Origin of the sequence: Rhizobium sp. 25PS6 (assembly GCF_032464655.1) — a bacterium.
In the GTDB taxonomy this organism is placed as follows: Bacteria; Pseudomonadota; Alphaproteobacteria; order Rhizobiales; family Rhizobiaceae; genus Rhizobium; species Rhizobium laguerreae.
The window spans coordinates 224130-241051 of the sequence record NZ_JAWDIV010000002.1; the positions used below are offsets into that span (position 1 = coordinate 224130).

A 16922-nucleotide genomic window follows, 5' to 3' on the forward strand; every position below is an offset into this window, starting at 1 on the left:
CCGGTTTGCGCCGGGCCAGTCTGTGCTGCTGGAGGGGATAAGGTTCAGGCGTAGGCCGCCATATGCGGATCGGCGCTGACGAGCGCGCTGCGAAGCTTCTCCATCGCCCGGCTTTCGATCTGACGTACGCGCTCCTTGGAAATGCCGAGATCGGCACCGAGCTCTTCGAGCGTGGCACCGTCTTCCGCCAGTCGCCGGGCGCTGATGATCTTCATCTCGCGTTCGTTGAGATGTTTCAGCGCCGAGGCGAGCCAGACGCGGCGGCGCTCGCCGTCGATCATGTTCGACACCTGCTCGTCCGGCAGGGGATCGTCGCTGACGAGGAAGTCCATCTTCTCCGCACTCTCGGCATCGCCGGAGACCGAAGGCGCCTGCAGCGAGGCGTCATTGCCGGAAAGCCTGGCATCCATCGTCTGCACATCCGAGAGGCTGACGCCGAGGGCTGCGGCGATTTCCTGGTGAATGGATTGCAGCGTCAGCTGCGTGTCACCCTTGGCGAGCTTGGCGCGCAGACGGCGCAGATTGAAGAACAACGCTTTTTGCGCCGAACTGGTGCCGCCGCGCACGATCGACCAGTTGCGCAGGATATAATCCTGGATCGACGCTCTGATCCACCAGCTTGCATAGGTGGAAAAGCGCACGTCGCGTTCGGGCTCGAAGCGGGCGGCGGCCTCGAGCAGACCGACATAGCCCTCCTGCACCAGATCGCTCATCGGCAGACCGAAATTGCGGAACTTGCCCGCCATGGATATGACGAGGCGCATATGGGCCATGGCGATCTGGTTGCGCGCACCGCGGTCGTCATGATCCTTCCAACGGGTGGCGAGATCGTGCTCTTCCTGGCGGGCGAGATAAGGCGCGGCCATCGCGATTTTGATCATGCGCCGATCTGCAGACATGTTCTTCATTTCAATCTCCCGAAACAGGCCTCTCGCCCTGAAATGAACAATAAAACTCAACTTCCGGAACATCGCTGTCCGGATTGAATGGGGTTCTGAATGCATAAAAGCCTCGCCCCTGGACTTTTCAGGGGGAGGCCCTATTTCTCATCATGTGCCGGTAAGACGGCTGGGCAGGATCTGTTTCTTCACCTTGCCGGATGGGCAATATAGAAAAGGCATGATCCGCTCCTCATCGAACATTGACGGAATAGCAGTTCGCCCGTGAGGCCATTGCCCGACGAGCAGTCCGCAATTACGTGTGATAAACGCGGCAATCGGGAAAAAGTTCCAATAAAAAAACCCGGCTCGAAGGCCGGGTTTTTTGACAGAAAAACGGGGTCGCTTTATGCGGCTTCGTCCTGTGAATCGTCTTCTTCGATCGCCTTGCCGCGCTTCGGACCCTTGTTGAGATTGGTCTCGACGAGGCGGACGGCTTCGGTTTCCGACATCTTGTTGACCGCGGCGATTTCGCGCGCCATGCGGTCGAGCGCAGCCTCATAAAGCTGACGCTCGGAATAGGACTGTTCAGGCTGGTTCTCGGCACGATAGAGATCGCGCACGACTTCAGCGATGGAAATCAAGTCGCCGGAATTGATCTTGGCATCATATTCCTGGGCGCGGCGGGACCACATGGTGCGCTTGACGCGCGCCTTGCCCTGCACAACCTTCAAAGCACGCTCGACGAAATCCGTTTCCGAAAGCTTGCGCATACCAATGCTCATGGCCTTCGCGACCGGAACCTTCAGACGCATTTTGTCCTTCTCGAAATCGATAACGAAAAGTTCGAGCTTCATGCCGGCAACTTCTTGCTCTTCGATAGCGGTGATGGTACCGACGCCATGAGCGGGGTAGACGATTGATTCACCGGTCTTGAAGCCGTGACGTGCTGTAGAAGGCTTTTTCTGCTGAGTCGTCATTCTATTCAAAAACTCCCTGTTACGCTTCCGGCGGCGGCCGGAGCCGGGTCAGTCAGGCCCGGGTGAGACGGTAGTATCCGTCGGGTGACTTCACTCTGGTCCCATCGGGCAAAAGCAAAGACTTCTTGCGCACGATCTTGGGACCCGGCGCTCAAAGCGTTGATATGTCACGGAAACCGTGTACGGATTTGTTTTGCTTTCGTGATGGTTTTGGGCATGCGTCATGCCACAAATGGAACAGTAGACGAAACCTATCATAAAAATATGAGGAAATCAATAATTTGCTTCGCTTGAGTCATGCGGGCAACACATGTCACCCATATGCCTCACGCAGCTTTTAAAACGTTTCGCGCCGCGGTCGCCCGAATCCGGGACCGGATGTGGGCGCTGTCTCAATCGCCAGAACCGGGCTTCTCCGAAAAATACTTTTCGAACTTTCCGGTCTCGCCATCCATTTCCTTGGCCTCGGGCAACGGGTCCTTCTTGACCGTGATATTCGGCCAGATCGTGGCATATTCGGTATTGATTTTCAGCCATTTGTCGAGGCCCGGCTCGGTATCGGGCTTGATCGCCTCGGCGGGACATTCAGGTTCGCAGACGCCGCAATCGATGCATTCGTCGGGATGGATGACGAGGAAATTCTCGCCCTCGTAGAAGCAGTCGACAGGGCAGACTTCCACGCAATCGGTGTATTTGCACTTGATGCAATTGTCGGTCACGACATAGGTCATGAAGAACTCCAGGATTTCCATGCGGATGGGGCCGGGCAACCTGGAACGTCGCGCCTATCCCCGTGCCGGAGGAAAAGCGTGAGCAGGCTTGGGAGGCAAGCACGCTTCCGGCAGGTTGTCAGTGACCTATCGGCTTTATCGCCGGATTTCAAGGATAAACGATCTGCAAAAGCCGCCGCCGCAGACAGAGTTTTCTAATCCTCGTCCGACATCAGCCTGTCGATTGCACGTCTTTCCTTTTTGGTCGGACGGCCGGTGCCGGTCGCCCGGATCGCCTGCTCGTAGGGCGTGAGACGTTTTGCCTCATCGGGCGGCGGGGACTGGTCGTCGTAGAGCAGCCGCGCCTCCTCGTAAGGCCCCCGCCGTTCGCCGGCAAGGCGCATGACGAGAACGACATCGCGCCGCTCCATCGTCAGCTCGATACGGTCGCCCGGCTTGACCATCTGGCTTGGATGGTTGCAACGCTCGCCATTGATGCGCACATGGCCCGATTGGATGTGGCTCTGCGCCAGCGAGCGCGACTTCACCATGCGCGCGAAGAACAACCACTTGTCGATGCGCTGGCGCGAACCGCTTGTCGGCTGTATCTCCCCGCTCATGATTACTTCTTCATCTGCTCCTTGAGAGCTGCGAGCTTGGCGAAAGGCGAATCCGGATCGATCGGCTTCTCCTTGCGCGGCGGCTTGGCCTCGAAGCGCAACGGCTGCGAGCCGCCACGATTGTTGTTGCGGTCGTTGCGATCGTTACGCTCGCCGCGATCCTTGCGATCGCCACGGTCCTGCCGGTCGCCACGCGGCTGGTCGCCCCGTGGTTGGTTGTTGCGGTCGCCTCTTGCCTGCTGCGGTCGGCCACCATCGCGACCGCCGCCTTCCTTGCCGCGGTTCTGGCGATTGTTGTCGCGGCCGTCGCCGCCGCGATTGCCCTCGCCGCCTTCACCGCCGCCCGGCCGGCGATTGCGGTCGCCGCGCTCCTGGTTCTGACCGCGCTCCTGGCCCTGGGCGCCACGGCGTTCGCCATGCCCGCCGCGCCCCTGGCGCTGATTGTCGTTGCGACCGCCAAGACGCCACAGAAGAACCGGCTTCGGTTCCGTCGGCTCGCCGGCTTCCCCAGGAGCAGGTCCTGCTTCCTCGGAAGCCGATACCGTTTCCGCAGGAGCGGAGATTTCCCCGGCAGCTGAGGCTTCCGCCGGAGCGGATGCCTCGATCGCTTCCGGAGCGGGGCTTTCGACCGCTCCCGTCACCTGCGCGTCGGCGACCGCCGAAGCCGCCTCGGTTGTGGATGGCTCGGCAGCAGTCTCTTCCGCGGCGCCATCGGCATCGTCGTGATCGGCCTTCTCGGCAGTCTCTTCCGCAGGCGTTTGCGCGCTGGCGGCAGGCACTGAGGCCGCATCCTGCGCCGCAAGATAGACCGATGCCTCTTCCGCCTTCACGGCATCGGCGCGATAGCCGAGACCCTTGAGGATTTCTTCCATGTCCTCGAGCGTCGCACCGAGGATCGACAGCATCGCCGTCGTCGTCGTGAAGCGGCGGCCATCATAGGCGCCCTCCGGACGGTTGTTCTGACCGGGCTTCCATTGCAGCAGCGGACGGATGATATCGGCAAGCCGTTCGAGGATGTCGATACGCACGGCACGCTTGCCGAGGAAACGGAAGCCGGCGAGCTTGTAGAACATCCGCTCGAAGCTCGGATCGGTGACGACGGAGGTGCGACCGGCGGCAAGCACGGGAATGAGATCGCCGTAGCCCGGCTTGTCGAGACCGTCGTTCTTCAGCGCCCAGAGCAGCGTGATGAGTTCGGCCGGCGCCGGCTTCAGAAGTGCCGGGACGAAGATATGATAGGCGCCGAAACGCACGCCGTAGCGGCGCATGGAGGCGCGGGCCTCCTGGTCCAGAGACTTCACCTCCTCGGTTACGTCGCGGCGGAACAGCACTCCGAGATTCTCGACGAGCTGGAAGGCAAGCCCCTTGGCGAGACCCTGCAGGTCCTCGGCGCGCGACAGATCATCGAGCGGCTTCAGCACCGTGCTGATATGATGATTGACGAAGCGCTCGATGCGGGCGGCAACGTGATCGCGGGCATTGCCCGTCAGTTGTTCATCGGCCAGCAGGATCACGCGCGGACGCATGATGTGATCGCTGCCCGAAAGCCGCGCCACCGGGTCGCCCAGCCAACGGATCAACCCATCCGAACCGATCACCAGATCGCTGTTGCCGGCGGCGTGCATCCGGGCCGCGCGGGCTTCGAACTCGAGCCCGAGCGCCTTCTGCGACGCAGCCTGAACCGCCTTGGCATCCGGTCCGTCCGTTCCCGCCACCGGCGTGAAACGGAATCCGCTCAACTGCCCTACATGATGTCCTTCAACGAAGACATCGCCATTCACACTGATTTCAGCTTCCAGCATCGCATTCTCTCTCAGGCGCTTCATGAGCACAGATGTCCTGCGATCAACAAAGCGTTTCGTCAACCTTTCATGTAACGCGTCGGACAATCGATCTTCGATTTCCCGCGTCTTTTCCTGCCAGTGTGTCGGATCGGCAAGCCAACCGGGCCGATTCGAAACGTAGGTCCAGGTTCTTATCTGCGCGATTCGCGCCGAAAGCGTGTCAATTTCGCCATCTGTTCGATCGGAGCGATGAACCTGCTCCGCAAGAAACTGCTCGTTCACCGTGCCATAGCGGACGAGATCGGAAAAGAGGGTCGAGATAAGATCGGCATGTTGTGCTGGCGTGATACGCCGATAGTCGGGAAGCGCGCAAGCCTCCCAGAGTTTTTCGACGCGCGCCGGCCTGTCGGCGAGATCGATGACCTCGGGATAACGCGAAAGCTGTTCCAGCGCCTGCTGGTCGACCGCAGGCAGTGCCCGCGTCAGCCCCGGCACGCGCGGACCCGCCTCGAGGCTGGCGCGCAGCGACGCGATTGAGGAGAAGTCCATCTCCGTCGTCCGCCACTGCAAAACCTTGACGTTGTCGAACTCGTGTCCTTCGATGCGCTGCACCAGCTCGTCGTCGAAGGGCGAGACTTGCCCGGTGACGCCGAAGGTCCCGTCCCGCACATGCCGCCCGGCGCGCCCGGCGACCTGGCCGAGTTCGCCCGGATTGAGATTGCGAAACTGGTAACCGTCGAATTTCCGGTCCTGGGCAAAGGCGACGTGATCGACATCGAGGTTGAGGCCCATGCCGATCGCATCGGTCGCCACCAGATATTCGACGTCACCTGCCTGATAAAGCGCCACCTGCGCATTGCGGGTGCGCGGGCTAAGCGCGCCGAGCACGACCGCCGCGCCACCGCGCTGCCGGCGGATGAGCTCGGCGATGGCATAGACCTCGTCGGCGGAGAAGGCGACGATGGCAGAACGCTGCGGCAGCCGTGTGATCTTCTTCTGCCCGGCATAGAAAAGATGCGAAAGCCGCGGCCGCTCGACGATAGTGATGCCGGGCAGGAGCTGCTGCAGGATCGGCCGCATCGTCGCCGCGCCGAGCAGCAGCGTTTCCTCGCGGCCGCGAAGATGCAGGATACGGTCGGTGAAGATATGGCCGCGCTCGAGATCGCCGGCGAGCTGCACCTCGTCGATCGCGACGAAGGCGGCTCTGGTCTCGCGCGGCATCGCCTCGACGGTGCAGACGGAAAAACGGGCATTGGGCGGCGAAATCTTTTCCTCGCCGGTGACCAGCGCCACATTCTGCGCGCCAACCTTCTCGACCACCCGCGTATAGACCTCGCGCGCCAGCAGCCGCAGCGGCAGGCCGATCACGCCCGTCCCGTGCGCGACCATGCGCTCGATGGCATAATGGGTCTTGCCGGTATTGGTCGGCCCGAGCACCGCGGTCACACCGCGCCCACTCAGAATCATCCGCTGCGAAGTCAGAGTCATGGGTCCATGCAAATGAGGCGGGTGGCCCCAGGAAAATCTCGGCTCCTCGATGGAAGCTGGACAACACATGGACAGCTGCCGCCGCAAACGCAAGGGCAGATTTCAAAATGCCACACGGATTGCGACCTTTGCGAGTCTCGCGGAACACTCGAATTCACGATTCGGAACAGCGTGAGAACGAATCAGCGACGAATCGCTGACTCCCGCTGATTCAGCTTTTGTTCACGGCTAAGTATTGATTTTGAATCACTTTTTCCCACTAGATGCTGAATCGTGAGACTCTCTCTTGTTCGCATTTTCGCTGTCGTGGGTGACGATTCCCGCGCCGATTTTGAACAGGCAAAAATCCGCCCGAAATTAACCTCTCGACCAAAGCCTGAACGAATCGGAGACGAATCGTTCACACCATCGTTTTCGCCTTTTGTTCACGGCCACATCTGGTAGCGGTCTCAGGTCTGGGCACTAGATGCATATCGGCGGAGATCCTTTCGCGCCGCCTCGTCGCATCGGCATTAATCTTTCAGGAGCCGGATTCAGACGGCGTTAAGTCAAGGCGGCAATATCGGGTTCCGATCAAATACGGAACGAATCGCCGACGAATCGGCGACATCGCGACCTTCCCGCTTTGTTCACCGCAACATATTGTATTTATATGTCTTTTTAACCATAGCAGCAATTTCCGGAAATAACGGAACTTAGAGCGTGATCAGGCGCCGTCACATTTCCGGCGCTTAACCGGGAACAAAAATCGCCAATGTGTGTTTCTCGTCCATCCAAATTGCGGATGAAATGAAGGAAACACACCATGCTTGGCACGATACTTCTTATTATCCTCATTCTGCTCTTGATCGGAGCCTTGCCGAATTGGGGTTATAGCCGTGGCTGGGGCTATGGACCTTCCGGCGGTTTGGGGCTAGTTCTCGTGATTATCATTATCCTTGTACTAATGGGCCGCATCTAAAGCCCAACTAACCTGGGGAGTTACGACATGATGAAGAAGATTGTTCTTATCGGTGCCCTCGTCGGCGCCTTGGCATCCTGCACAGCGACCGAGCAAGGTACGGCGATCGGCGCCGGCACCGGTGCGGTTATCGGCGGTGCCGTCACCAACAGCTGGGGTGGTGCCGCCGTCGGCGCCGTTGCCGGCGGTCTGACCGGCGCTCTGATCGGCCAGTCGGTCGAACGCCGCGGCTACTGCGTCTATCGCGACCGCTACGGCCGCCGCTATGAGGCCCGTTGCCGCTACTGATCGGCAAGCATATCGGACTCCCGACGGGCGCCTTGGCGCCCGTTTTTCTTTTGGCCTGCTGCATCCGTCAACGTGACGTTGACAATCGGTTGCGAAAGTCAAATCTACCGCCGCCCAACTGCCAGACACATATTTCCTTCACGAGCGCAACGGACAGGCAAAGCCGCCCGGCGCAGCTGAAAGGAACGCCTCCAATGACCCAGATTTTGCTTAATTCTCTCGTCGCTGCTCTGATTACATCGGCTTTCCTGACGACCGCGATATCAGCCCTTAGCGGCGAAAATCGCTCGCTGCGCAAAGTGCCGGCCAGAGCTCGGCCACAGCGACGTCCGAACACAGACCGCCGCTCTTGATCTTCCCGAAAACGCACCACTACACCGGCCACAAACCGGCATCACGAGAGACGTTCAAAAACAGCGATAGCGCGTCCTGCCGGACGCGCTATCGTTTTGAATCTAATCTCTACTGTCGACTCGAAGACAGAAATGCCTAGGCGAAAAACTGTCCACCATTGGCCGTCAGCGTCGAACCGGTGATGAAGCCGGCATCGTCGGAGACGAGGAAGGTGACGCAGCGCGCGATCTCTTCCGGTTCGCCGAGACGGCCGACCGGGATCTGCGGAATGATGCGTTCGTTCAGCACCTTCTCCGGCACGGCAAGCACCATTTCAGTTCCGATGTAACCGGGGCAAATGGCGTTGACGGTGATGTTCTTGTTCGCCCCTTCCTGGGCCAGCGCCTTGGTGAAGCCGAGATCGCCCGCCTTGGCCGCCGAATAGTTCACCTGGCCCATCTGGCCCTTCTGCCCGTTGATCGACGAGATATTGACGATACGGCCGAAGCTGCGGTCACGCATGCCGGTCCAGACCTGATGCGTCATGTTGAACAGGCCGGTGAGGTTGGTATTGATCACCTCGTGCCACTGCTGCTGCGTCATCTTGTGGAACATCGCGTCGCGGGTGATGCCGGCATTGTTGACGAGGATTTCGACCGGGCCGATCTCGCTTTCGACCCTGGCAATTCCTTCGCCGCAGGCGAGGTAATCCGAAACATCCCATTTGAACACCGGAACGCCGGTAACGTCGTGGAAGGCTTTGGCCTTCTCGTCGTTGCCGGCATAGCTGGCGGCGACCCTGTATCCGGCATTTTTCAGTGCCATGGATATTGCCGCGCCGATGCCGCGTGTACCCCCGGTGACCAAAGCCACTCTGCTCATGTTCCGCTCCCCTTTTGTTTTTTGCCCCGCCACTTGGCGGGATCTTCAATCAAATATGGATCGTAGGCTATTTAAAGCGCTTCAAAGCACATGGCCACACCCATGCCGCCGCCGATGCAAAGCGTGGCGAGACCCTTCTTCGCGCCGCGGCGCTTCATTTCGAACAGCAGCGTGTTGAGAACGCGCGCGCCGGAGGCGCCGATCGGATGGCCGATCGCGATCGCTCCGCCATTGACGTTGACGATCGACGGATCCCATCCGAGATCTTTGGTGACGGCGCAGGCTTGCGCCGCGAAGGCCTCGTTGGCTTCGACGAGATCGAGATCGTTGACCGACCAGCCGGCCTTCTCGAGCGCCTTGCGCGAAGCCGGGATCGGTCCGGTGCCCATGATCTGCGGATCGACACCCGCCGTTGCCCAGGATACGATGCGGGCGAGCGGCTGGATGCCGCGCCGGACTGCCTCAGCTTCGCTCATCAGCACGGCCGCCGCGGCACCGTCGTTGAGGCCGGACGCGTTCGCGGCCGTGACCGTGCCGTCCTTGTCGAAGGCCGGGCGCAGCTTCCCCATCGCCTCTATCGTCGCGCCGTGACGGATATATTCGTCGGCATCGACCGTAACGTCGCCCTTACGTGTCTTGATGACGTAGGGGATGATCTCGTCGGTAAAGCGGCCGGCCTTCTGCGCCGCCTCCGCCTTGTTCTGCGAGCTGACCGCGAACTGATCCTGGTCGTCGCGTGAAAGCTGCCACTGGCGCGCGATATTCTCGGCGGTAATGCCCATGTGGTAGCCGTGGAAGGCGTCGGTCAAGCCGTCCTTGATCATCGTGTCGATCATCTTCATGTCGCCCATCTTGACGCCGCCGCGTAGATGCGCGGCATGCGGCGCCATCGACATGGATTCCTGGCCGCCGGCAACGATGATCTTGGCATCGCCGGTGGCGATCTGCTGCATGCCGAGCGCGACCGCGCGCAGGCCCGAGCCGCAGAGCTGGTTGACGCCCCAGGCCGTCGCTTCCTGCGGAATGCCGGCCTTCATCGCCGCCTGACGGGCCGGGTTCTGACCCTCGCCGGCGGCAAGCACCTGGCCGAGGATCACCTCATCCACCTCGCCGGCATCGACGCCGGCGCGCTCGAGCGCGCCCTTGATGACGGCCGCCCCGAGCTCATGCGCGAGTACCGTCGCGAAAGCACCGTTGAAGGCGCCGACTGCTGTTCGCCCTGCGCTGGCGATGACGATGGATGGATTGCTCATGGGGACGCTCCTCGTTTTCGTCTCACTTACATAAGTGGAAACTGGCAAAGCTTGGAGCACAAGTCAAACGCGAAGACCGGCTCCGGCCATTTTTCGGCAGCAGCCCGCCGGAGCCCGATTCATCTGCTCCGTGAAAGGTTTGCCGCATCGCACAAAGAGATTGTCACCGGGCTTCTTTTGCGTTTACAGTCCCGAATGGAGGAATATCCATAAATCAGACGGGGGTTCAGGAGACTGATATGGCGAAGCATGAGGGTCAGATCGTTATCAAGAAATACGCCAATCGACGCCTATACAACACGGGCACCAGCACCTACGTGACGCTGGAAGACCTGGCGGAGATGGTGAAGAAGGGCGAAGAATTTACTGTACAGGATGCAAAAAGCGGAGATGACATCACCCATTCGGTGCTGACCCAGATCATCTTCGAACAGGAATCGAAGACCGGCAACACGTTGCTCCCGATCTCCTTCCTGCGCCAGCTCATCACCTATTACGGCGACCAGATGCAGATGGTCGTGCCGAGCTTTCTCGAACATTCGATGCGCTCCTTCACCGAACAACAGGCCCAGATGCGCGAGCAGGTGAACCGCGCCTTCGGCGAAACGCCGCTCGGCAAGAACCTGCAGTTGCCGATGCAGATGGTCGAGGACCATGTTCGCCGTAACACCGAGCTGTTTCAGCAGGCGATGCAGATGTTCTCGCCCTTCATGACGCCGCCCGCCAAGGAAAGCCGCAAGGCCGAGGCCAAGGATATCGACGAGCTGAAGGAACAGCTCCGCGCCCTTCAGAACAAGCTCGACAACCTATAATCCGATCGACACGTCCCGCCCGGCGCTCCGGATCGACACGGCAAAACCGCCGATGACATCGATCAGAGCGATCGTCATCAAAATGAAGAAGACCTGCGTCGCAGCATCTCGGACGAGTAGAAACTCGACCAGGAAGGCGATGAACACCAGCATCGACAGCATGTGGTTGACGAGATTGCCGGGACCGGTTCTGGTCGCTTTGAGGATTTCGAAGAACAGCACGACAAGGGCGATGACGATGAAAAGATCGCCGAGCGCCATACTCCAGATCGCGCCCGAGATCATCGATAGCACGATGATATCATGTTGCAGTGCCGGAATGCCGCCATCGCCCATCAGGCCCAGCATCGCAAGATTGTAAAGAATAAACGGGATAATCATTAGGGGCATGGCGGCTATCATCTGCAATCTCCCAGCGCATCATGGAAGAATACTGCCGCAAACCCTTGCCCCACCGCAAGTCATTGCAAATATTATATTGTCGAAATGCAAAAGGCCGGCATGACGCCGGCCTTGAAACTTCGATCGGACAAGCCGAATCGGGAAATTATGCGCTTTCCTTCGGCGTCAGAACCTGGCGGCCGCGATACATACCGGTCTTCAGGTCGATATGATGCGGGCGGCGCAGTTCGCCGGAGTTCTTGTCTTCGACATAGGTCGGAGCCTTCAGGGCGTCTGCCGAACGGCGCATACCGCGCTTGGACGGGCTTGTTTTTCTCTTCGGTACAGCCATTTCTCTTACTCCACTTGCGGGCAAAACATTCCCACGGCCACACCGGCGGCCGAAACGGACATGTCGCGATTTCGGAATTTGGCGCGCTTATACATGCAAGGGGTGACCTTGACCAGTCCCCATGCGTATTTTTTGCAAAGCCGATGATTCCAGGCTCAGACTTCGTCTTCCGGCACGATCCAGGGCTCGGCGCGGGCCGCCTCTTCCCATTTCCGCCAGGCCGGATGCGCCTGCATGGTCTCCATATAGGCCAGCGTATCGTTTCGGCTGACGAGATCATAAATGTCGAACCGGTTGACGACAGGCGCAAACATCGCATCCGCTCCGCTGAACGCACCAAACAGAAACGGTCCGCCGGATTGCTGCAGGAGGTCGCGCCAGATCGTCTCGATGCGGCTGACATCGGCGTCGACGCCATCCGGCAACGCGATCCTGCCCTTCGGCCGGCGGATATTCATCGGGCAGGCACTGCGCAGCGCCCGGAAGCTCGACAGCATTTCCATCGAAACCGAACGGGCGAGCGCCCGCTCGGCGCGATCCCTCGGCAGAAGGCCGGCGTCCGGATAAAGCTCGGCGACATATTCGATGATCGCCAGCGATTCCCAGATCTTCAATGCGCCGTGCTGCAGCAACGGCACACGCCCGGTGGGTGAGATGGCCTTGATGTTGGGATTGCCACCCGCATAGTCGAAGGGGATGAGGACTTCCTCGAAATCGACACCGGCGCCCGTCAGCGCCATCCACGGCCGGAACGACCAGGAGGAATAATTCTTGTTGGCGATGTAGAGCGTCGGTCTGTCCATAGGCCTCTCCCGTTCAGGCTTCGAAATCGAAGATCAGCAATTCGTGAAGATGGTTCATGTCCTTGAGCACGCAGAATACCGGCGGGGCAAGCTCGAAAACAGGGCGCCTCGATGACGCTTGCCGCTTCTCATGATGCCGAAAACTGTGAACGGTTTTCGGGCATCATCATGCTCCAATGACAAGTTCTGGTCTCAATCGTAGATGCACTTGATGTAATCGCCCGCACCTTGCGCACGTCTCTCGATCAAGCCGGCGAGCCGGCGAAGGCCTCGTCCGGGCTTGCCGGCATTGCGGTCGATCGGGTTCGGCAGCGAGACGGCAAGCAGCGATGCCTGGCGCCGCGTCAGTTTCGAGGCCGGCACCTTGAAATGATGCTGGGCCGCCGCCTCGATGCCGTAGATGCCGGGACCCCATTCGGCGATATTGAGATAGATTTCCATCAGCCGCCGTTTCGACAGGACGAAATCCGTGGCAACCGCGAGCGGAAGTTCCAGCGCCTTGCGCACGAAGGAGCGGCCGTTCCAGAGGAAGAGGTTTTTCGCCGTCTGCATCGGGATCGTGCTGCCGCCGCGCGTCGCCTGACCTTTCAGCGTATCCTCGACCAGCATGCGCATTTCCGCCCAGTCGACGCCGCCGTGAAAGCAATATTGCCCGTCCTCCGACATCATCACCGACTGCACCACGACCGGGGCGATCTTATCAAGCGACACCCATTGCCTGTCGTAACCACGCAGCAGCACGAGATCGCGCAGCATCAGTGTCGAGACGGGGTGAATGAAGGGCAGCAGATAGAAAAAGATCAGCGCATAGGGAAGGATCAGCACGATCAGCACGGCAAGAACAATGCGTTTCAACATACGCCTGTCTTCGAACCATCGCCGACGAGCCGGCTTGTCGACGCTGTCCTCTCTCTCCGGCGCTATATCCAATGTCCCCAGTCCGATTTCGGTCCTGTGGTTCTCATAACGCCTGTGCGGAGCTTATGCCAGAGTGCGCGGCGAATCTTGCTGCCGCCATCGACAATTCCGTTGCAAGCCCGGGGGCGCTCATGCCAAACAGCGCCCATGGACGCGAACCCGGACACTTTCGAGACGAGGCTGAAGAACAACGCCCGCGACATCGAGGCGCTGCTCGACGCATTGCTTTCGCCGAGTGCCCTTTCCGATGAAATCGCCAGGCCCAAGACGCTGCGCGATGCCATGCATTATGCCGTGCTGAACGGCGGCAAGCGGCTGCGACCGTTTCTGGTCGTCGAAAGTGCCACCCTTCTCGGCGGCGATGCCGAGGCGGCCCTTCGTGTCGGCGCAGCCCTCGAATGCGTCCACTGCTATTCCCTCGTGCATGACGACCTGCCGGCCATGGACGATGACGACCTGCGTCGCGGCAAACCGACGGTCCACATCAAGTTCGACGAAGCGACGGCGATCCTCGCCGGCGACAGCCTGCTGACCTATGCCTTCGACATCATCGCCGCGCCGGAAACGGCCCTTGCCGATACGAGCAAGGCGTCGCTGGTGCTGGCCCTTGCCCGCGCAGCCGGTCTCGGCGGCATGGCCGGCGGCCAGGCGCTTGATCTCGCGGCGGAAAAGCAGGCGCCCGACGAGGTCGGCATCATCCGCCTGCAAGCGATGAAAACAGGCGCGCTGATCCGCTTCGCCTGCGAAGCCGGCGCCGTCATCTCGGCAAGCCCGCCGGACGATCGCCGCCGCCTGCGCGCCTTCGGCGAAAAGATCGGTCTTGCTTTCCAGCTTGCCGACGACATTCTCGACCAGACTTCGGATGCAGCGACCATGGGCAAGGCGACCGGCAAGGATGCGGCTCGCGGCAAGGGAACACTCGTCGCCCTGCGCGGCATGGAATGGGCCGAGACCCAGCTCCGGGAGCACGTCCGCGATGCCGAGGCGCTGCTTGCCCCTTACGGCGCCCGTGCCTCGACCCTCATTGCTGCAGCGCATTTCATCGCCGACCGGAAGAGCTGAAGCGGCAGGTCAGGCCGCCAGTATCTCCTTGAGAGCGGATACCAGACGGGCACACTCCTCATCCGTGCCGATGCTGATCCGCAGGAAGTCCGAAATACGCGGCTTGGCAAAATGCCGGACGAGAATGCCGCGCTCCCGCAGAGCGGCTTGAAATGCTGCGCCCGAACGGCTTTGGTGCCTTGCGAAAACGAAATTCGCCTGGGACGGCAGAACCTCAAAATCCAGCGCTTCGAGTTCCCTAACAAGGCTTTCGCGGCTGGCGATGATGTTCCTCCGGCCTGTCTCGAACCACGCCTCGTCCTTGATCGCCGCCGTCGCGGCAAGCTGCGCCAGACGATCAAGTGGATAGGAATTGAAGCTGTCCTTGACCCGCTCCAGCGCCTCGATCAGCGGCCGCTGCCCCAGCGCGAAGCCGATGCGCAGACCGGCAAGCGAACGGGACTTCGACAGGGTCTGGATCACCAGCAGGTTGGAATGCATGGATATCAGCGGGATGGCGCTCTCGCCGCCGAAATCGATATAGGCCTCGTCTATGACGACGACCGCATCCGGATGGGCGGCAAGAAGTGCCTCGATGCCGGCGAGCGGCAGGCCGATGCCGGTCGGCGCATTCGGATTGGGGATGATGATCGCGCCACAGGGCCTGTCGTAATCGGCCAGGCGGATCCGGAACCCATCGTCAACAGGCACTTCGATCGCTTCGACGCCGTATAGCACGCTATAGGTCGAATAGAAGGCGTAGGTCACATCGGGATAGAGAAGCGGCCGCTCATGTTTCAGCAGCGCCTGGAACGCATGCGCAAGAACCTCGTCGGAGCCATTGCCGACGAATACTTCCTCCGCCGTCAGGCCGAAACGAACCGCGATCGTCTCGCGCAATTCCGTGGCAGTGGGATCGGGATAGAGCCGTAGACGATCGTCCGCCGCCTCCCGGATTGCCTCGATCGCCCTAGGAGACGGCCCGTAAGGATTTTCGTTGGTATTGAGCTTGACCATGTTCGCGGTACGGGGCTGCTCGCCCGCGACATAGGGCCGAAGCTTGCTGACGATTGGCGACCAGTACTGGCTCATCCGAAGATGCGGGCGGTCATTCCGCCGCCGTCCGCTGGCCGAAACGCTTCTCGATATAGTCGACGACAAGCGCCTCGAAATCGGCGGCAATATTGGGACCGCGCAGCGTCAACGCCTTTCGGCCGTCGATGAAGACGGGGGCGGCCGGCGTTTCACCAGTGCCCGGAAGCGAAATGCCGATATCGGCATGTTTGCTTTCGCCCGGCCCGTTGACGATGCAGCCCATGACGGCGACGTTCAGCGCCTCGACGCCGGGATATTTTTCACGCCATACCGGCATGTTTTTGCGGATGTCGTTCTGGATATTTTGGGCAAGTTCCTGGAACACGGTCGACGTCGTGCGTCCGCAGCCCGGACAGGCAGCAACCACGGGTATGAACTGGCGGAAGCCCATGACCTGCAGGATTTCCTGCGCCACCTGCACTTCGCGCGTGCGGTCGCCGTTCGGCTCGGGCGTCAGCGACACGCGGATCGTATCGCCGATGCCGTGCTGCAGCACGAAGCCCATCGCCGCCGACGAGGCGACGATGCCCTTGGTGCCCATGCCGGCTTCGGTCAGGCCGAGATGCAGCGCATGATTGGAGCGTTCGGCGAGCATGGAATTGACGGCGATCAGGTCCTGCACCTGGCTGACTTTGGCCGACAGGATGATGCGGTTGCGCGGCAGGCCGATCTCTTCGGCAAGGGCTGCCGACAGCAGCGCTGATTGCACGATCGCCTCGCGCGTTACCTGCCGGGCCGAAAGCGGTGATCCGGCTTCGGCGTTCCGATCCATCAGCGCCGTCAGCAGATCCTGATCGAGCGAGCCCCAATTGACGCCGATGCGCACCGGCTTGTCATAGCGGATCGCCATCTCGATGATCTCGGCGAACTGCTTGTCCTTCTTGTCCTTGAAGCCGACATTGCCGGGGTTGATGCGGTATTTCGCCAGCGCTTCGGCACAATCCGGATGATCGGCAAGCAGCTTATGGCCGATATAATGGAAGTCGCCGATCAAGGGCACGTCCATGCCGAGGCGCAGAAGCCGCTCGCGGATCTTCGGCACGGCGGCCGCACTCTCGTCGCGGTCGACAGTGATGCGCACCAGCTCCGAACCCGCCCGGTGGAGAGCGGCGACCTGCGCGACGGTGGAATCGATATCGGCCGTATCGGTATTCGTCATGGATTGCACGACGACCGGCGCCCCGCCGCCGACGATGACGCCGCCGACATCGACGGCAACGGAAGCGCGGCGCGGTTTCGGATCAAAATCGGCGGCTGAAGACATGGAGAGTTCTTGCACCCCTAAAAACAGTGCTTTTCAGGTGGATCAAGGCCGGCTGCTTGTCAACCGCCCCTGATATCAC

The 16922-nt window shown here is 60.6% G+C and carries 17 protein-coding genes and 1 pseudogene; 4 read left to right on the forward strand and 14 right to left on the reverse strand.

Annotated features, from left to right (window positions below; all coding sequences use genetic code 11):
* Positions 1-44 precede the first annotated feature (44 nt).
* The 5 genes from RWK44_RS03715 to RWK44_RS03735 all read right to left on the reverse strand — a co-directional run bounded on the left by RWK44_RS03715 (position 45) and on the right by RWK44_RS03735 (position 6460).
* On the reverse strand, positions 45-908 hold the full coding sequence (locus RWK44_RS03715; RefSeq protein WP_012759432.1) for an RNA polymerase factor sigma-32: 864 nt from the start codon (positions 906-908) through the stop codon (positions 45-47).
* Between the two features lie 377 nt (positions 909-1285).
* Complete coding sequence (locus tag RWK44_RS03720) at positions 1286-1858, reverse strand: CarD family transcriptional regulator (protein ID WP_003543775.1); 573 nt, start codon at positions 1856-1858, stop codon at positions 1286-1288.
* Between the two features lie 392 nt (positions 1859-2250).
* Entirely contained in the window at positions 2251-2589 is a 339-nt protein-coding gene (fdxA, locus tag RWK44_RS03725; RefSeq protein ID WP_003567552.1) for a ferredoxin FdxA, read from the reverse strand.
* A gap of 194 nt (positions 2590-2783) precedes the next feature.
* On the reverse strand, positions 2784-3188 hold the full coding sequence (locus RWK44_RS03730; protein WP_131663118.1) for an RNA-binding S4 domain-containing protein: 405 nt from the start codon (positions 3186-3188) through the stop codon (positions 2784-2786).
* 2 nt (positions 3189-3190) lie between these two features.
* Positions 3191-6460: a helicase-related protein gene (locus RWK44_RS03735; protein ID WP_221946111.1), complete on the reverse strand. Its 3270-nt coding sequence runs from the start codon at positions 6458-6460 to the stop codon at positions 3191-3193.
* Between the two features lie 805 nt (positions 6461-7265).
* On the opposite strand from RWK44_RS03735, the gene RWK44_RS03740 reads away from it, so the two are divergent.
* Together RWK44_RS03740 and RWK44_RS03745 are read left to right on the forward strand one after the other, a co-directional pair.
* Complete coding sequence (locus RWK44_RS03740; RefSeq protein WP_017962528.1) at positions 7266-7421, forward strand: DUF3309 family protein; 156 nt, start codon at positions 7266-7268, stop codon at positions 7419-7421.
* A 27-nt stretch (positions 7422-7448) separates the two neighbouring features.
* The gene (locus tag RWK44_RS03745; RefSeq protein WP_003543792.1) at positions 7449-7709 is read left to right on the forward strand and encodes a YMGG-like glycine zipper-containing protein; all 261 of its coding nucleotides are present in this window, start codon (positions 7449-7451) and stop codon (positions 7707-7709) included.
* Positions 7710-8198: 489 nt separating this feature from the next.
* Here RWK44_RS03745 and RWK44_RS03750 read toward each other — a convergent pair whose 3' ends face one another.
* A complete protein-coding gene (locus tag RWK44_RS03750; RefSeq protein WP_017962530.1) occupies positions 8199-8924 on the reverse strand; it encodes a beta-ketoacyl-ACP reductase in 726 nt (241 codons plus the stop codon).
* A 71-nt stretch (positions 8925-8995) separates the two neighbouring features.
* Positions 8996-10177 (reverse strand): acetyl-CoA C-acetyltransferase, encoded by a 1182-nt coding sequence (locus RWK44_RS03755; RefSeq protein WP_017962531.1) that lies wholly within the window; start codon positions 10175-10177, stop codon positions 8996-8998.
* 239 nt (positions 10178-10416) lie between these two features.
* On the opposite strand from RWK44_RS03755, the gene phaR reads away from it, so the two are divergent.
* Positions 10417-10989, forward strand: coding sequence for a polyhydroxyalkanoate synthesis repressor PhaR (gene phaR / locus RWK44_RS03760; protein ID WP_017962532.1), 573 nt, complete (start codon positions 10417-10419; stop codon positions 10987-10989).
* Here phaR and RWK44_RS03765 read toward each other — a convergent pair.
* The 5 genes and pseudogenes from RWK44_RS03765 to mtgA form a co-directional block, all read right to left on the reverse strand.
* Positions 10984-11391: a hypothetical protein gene (locus RWK44_RS03765; RefSeq protein ID WP_003543801.1), complete on the reverse strand. Its 408-nt coding sequence runs from the start codon at positions 11389-11391 to the stop codon at positions 10984-10986. The genes phaR and RWK44_RS03765 overlap by 6 nt on opposite strands.
* 145 nt (positions 11392-11536) lie before the next feature.
* Positions 11537-11722: a 50S ribosomal protein L32 gene (gene rpmF, locus RWK44_RS03770; protein WP_003543812.1), complete on the reverse strand. Its 186-nt coding sequence runs from the start codon at positions 11720-11722 to the stop codon at positions 11537-11539.
* Between the two features lie 155 nt (positions 11723-11877).
* Positions 11878-12525 (reverse strand): glutathione S-transferase family protein, encoded by a 648-nt coding sequence (locus RWK44_RS03775; RefSeq protein WP_131663116.1) that lies wholly within the window; start codon positions 12523-12525, stop codon positions 11878-11880.
* Between the two features lie 13 nt (positions 12526-12538).
* Positions 12539-12625, reverse strand: a pseudogene (locus RWK44_RS03780) (DUF1868 domain-containing protein); the annotation flags it as partial.
* A 92-nt stretch (positions 12626-12717) separates the two neighbouring features.
* Positions 12718-13455: a monofunctional biosynthetic peptidoglycan transglycosylase gene (gene mtgA, locus RWK44_RS03785; RefSeq protein ID WP_316028375.1), complete on the reverse strand. Its 738-nt coding sequence runs from the start codon at positions 13453-13455 to the stop codon at positions 12718-12720.
* A 135-nt stretch (positions 13456-13590) separates the two neighbouring features.
* Here mtgA and RWK44_RS03790 point away from each other — a divergent pair, with 135 nt between their 5' ends.
* On the forward strand, positions 13591-14505 hold the full coding sequence (locus RWK44_RS03790) for a polyprenyl synthetase family protein (RefSeq protein WP_316028376.1): 915 nt from the start codon (positions 13591-13593) through the stop codon (positions 14503-14505).
* 9 nt (positions 14506-14514) lie between these two features.
* On the opposite strand, the gene hisC is transcribed toward RWK44_RS03790, so the two are convergent.
* Both hisC and ispG read right to left on the reverse strand, forming a co-directional pair.
* Positions 14515-15576 carry a histidinol-phosphate transaminase gene (hisC, locus tag RWK44_RS03795; protein WP_316028377.1) on the reverse strand — a complete coding sequence of 354 codons (1062 nt, stop codon included), beginning with the start codon at positions 15574-15576 and terminating at the stop codon, positions 14515-14517.
* Positions 15577-15592: 16 nt separating this feature from the next.
* The gene (gene ispG / locus RWK44_RS03800; protein ID WP_017962537.1) at positions 15593-16843 is read right to left on the reverse strand and encodes a flavodoxin-dependent (E)-4-hydroxy-3-methylbut-2-enyl-diphosphate synthase; all 1251 of its coding nucleotides are present in this window, start codon (positions 16841-16843) and stop codon (positions 15593-15595) included.
* Positions 16844-16922: the final 79 nt, after the last annotated feature.

Coding starts and splice junctions, on each gene's coding strand:
- RWK44_RS03715 (WP_012759432.1), bottom strand. CDS start 908: ATGAAGAACATGTCTGCAGATCGGCGCATGATCAAAATCGCGATGGCC.
- RWK44_RS03720 (WP_003543775.1), bottom strand. CDS start 1,858: ATGACGACTCAGCAGAAAAAGCCTTCTACAGCACGTCACGGCTTCAAG.
- fdxA (WP_003567552.1), bottom strand. CDS start 2,589: ATGACCTATGTCGTGACCGACAATTGCATCAAGTGCAAATACACCGAT.
- RWK44_RS03730 (WP_131663118.1), bottom strand. CDS start 3,188: ATGAGCGGGGAGATACAGCCGACAAGCGGTTCGCGCCAGCGCATCGAC.
- RWK44_RS03735 (WP_221946111.1), bottom strand. CDS start 6,460: ATGACTCTGACTTCGCAGCGGATGATTCTGAGTGGGCGCGGTGTGACC.
- RWK44_RS03740 (WP_017962528.1), top strand. CDS start 7,266: ATGCTTGGCACGATACTTCTTATTATCCTCATTCTGCTCTTGATCGGA.
- RWK44_RS03745 (WP_003543792.1), top strand. CDS start 7,449: ATGATGAAGAAGATTGTTCTTATCGGTGCCCTCGTCGGCGCCTTGGCA.
- RWK44_RS03750 (WP_017962530.1), bottom strand. CDS start 8,924: ATGAGCAGAGTGGCTTTGGTCACCGGGGGTACACGCGGCATCGGCGCG.
- RWK44_RS03755 (WP_017962531.1), bottom strand. CDS start 10,177: ATGAGCAATCCATCCATCGTCATCGCCAGCGCAGGGCGAACAGCAGTC.
- phaR (WP_017962532.1), top strand. CDS start 10,417: ATGGCGAAGCATGAGGGTCAGATCGTTATCAAGAAATACGCCAATCGA.
- RWK44_RS03765 (WP_003543801.1), bottom strand. CDS start 11,391: ATGATAGCCGCCATGCCCCTAATGATTATCCCGTTTATTCTTTACAAT.
- rpmF (WP_003543812.1), bottom strand. CDS start 11,722: ATGGCTGTACCGAAGAGAAAAACAAGCCCGTCCAAGCGCGGTATGCGC.
- RWK44_RS03775 (WP_131663116.1), bottom strand. CDS start 12,525: ATGGACAGACCGACGCTCTACATCGCCAACAAGAATTATTCCTCCTGG.
- RWK44_RS03790 (WP_316028376.1), top strand. CDS start 13,591: ATGGACGCGAACCCGGACACTTTCGAGACGAGGCTGAAGAACAACGCC.
- hisC (WP_316028377.1), bottom strand. CDS start 15,576: ATGAGCCAGTACTGGTCGCCAATCGTCAGCAAGCTTCGGCCCTATGTC.
- ispG (WP_017962537.1), bottom strand. CDS start 16,843: ATGTCTTCAGCCGCCGATTTTGATCCGAAACCGCGCCGCGCTTCCGTT.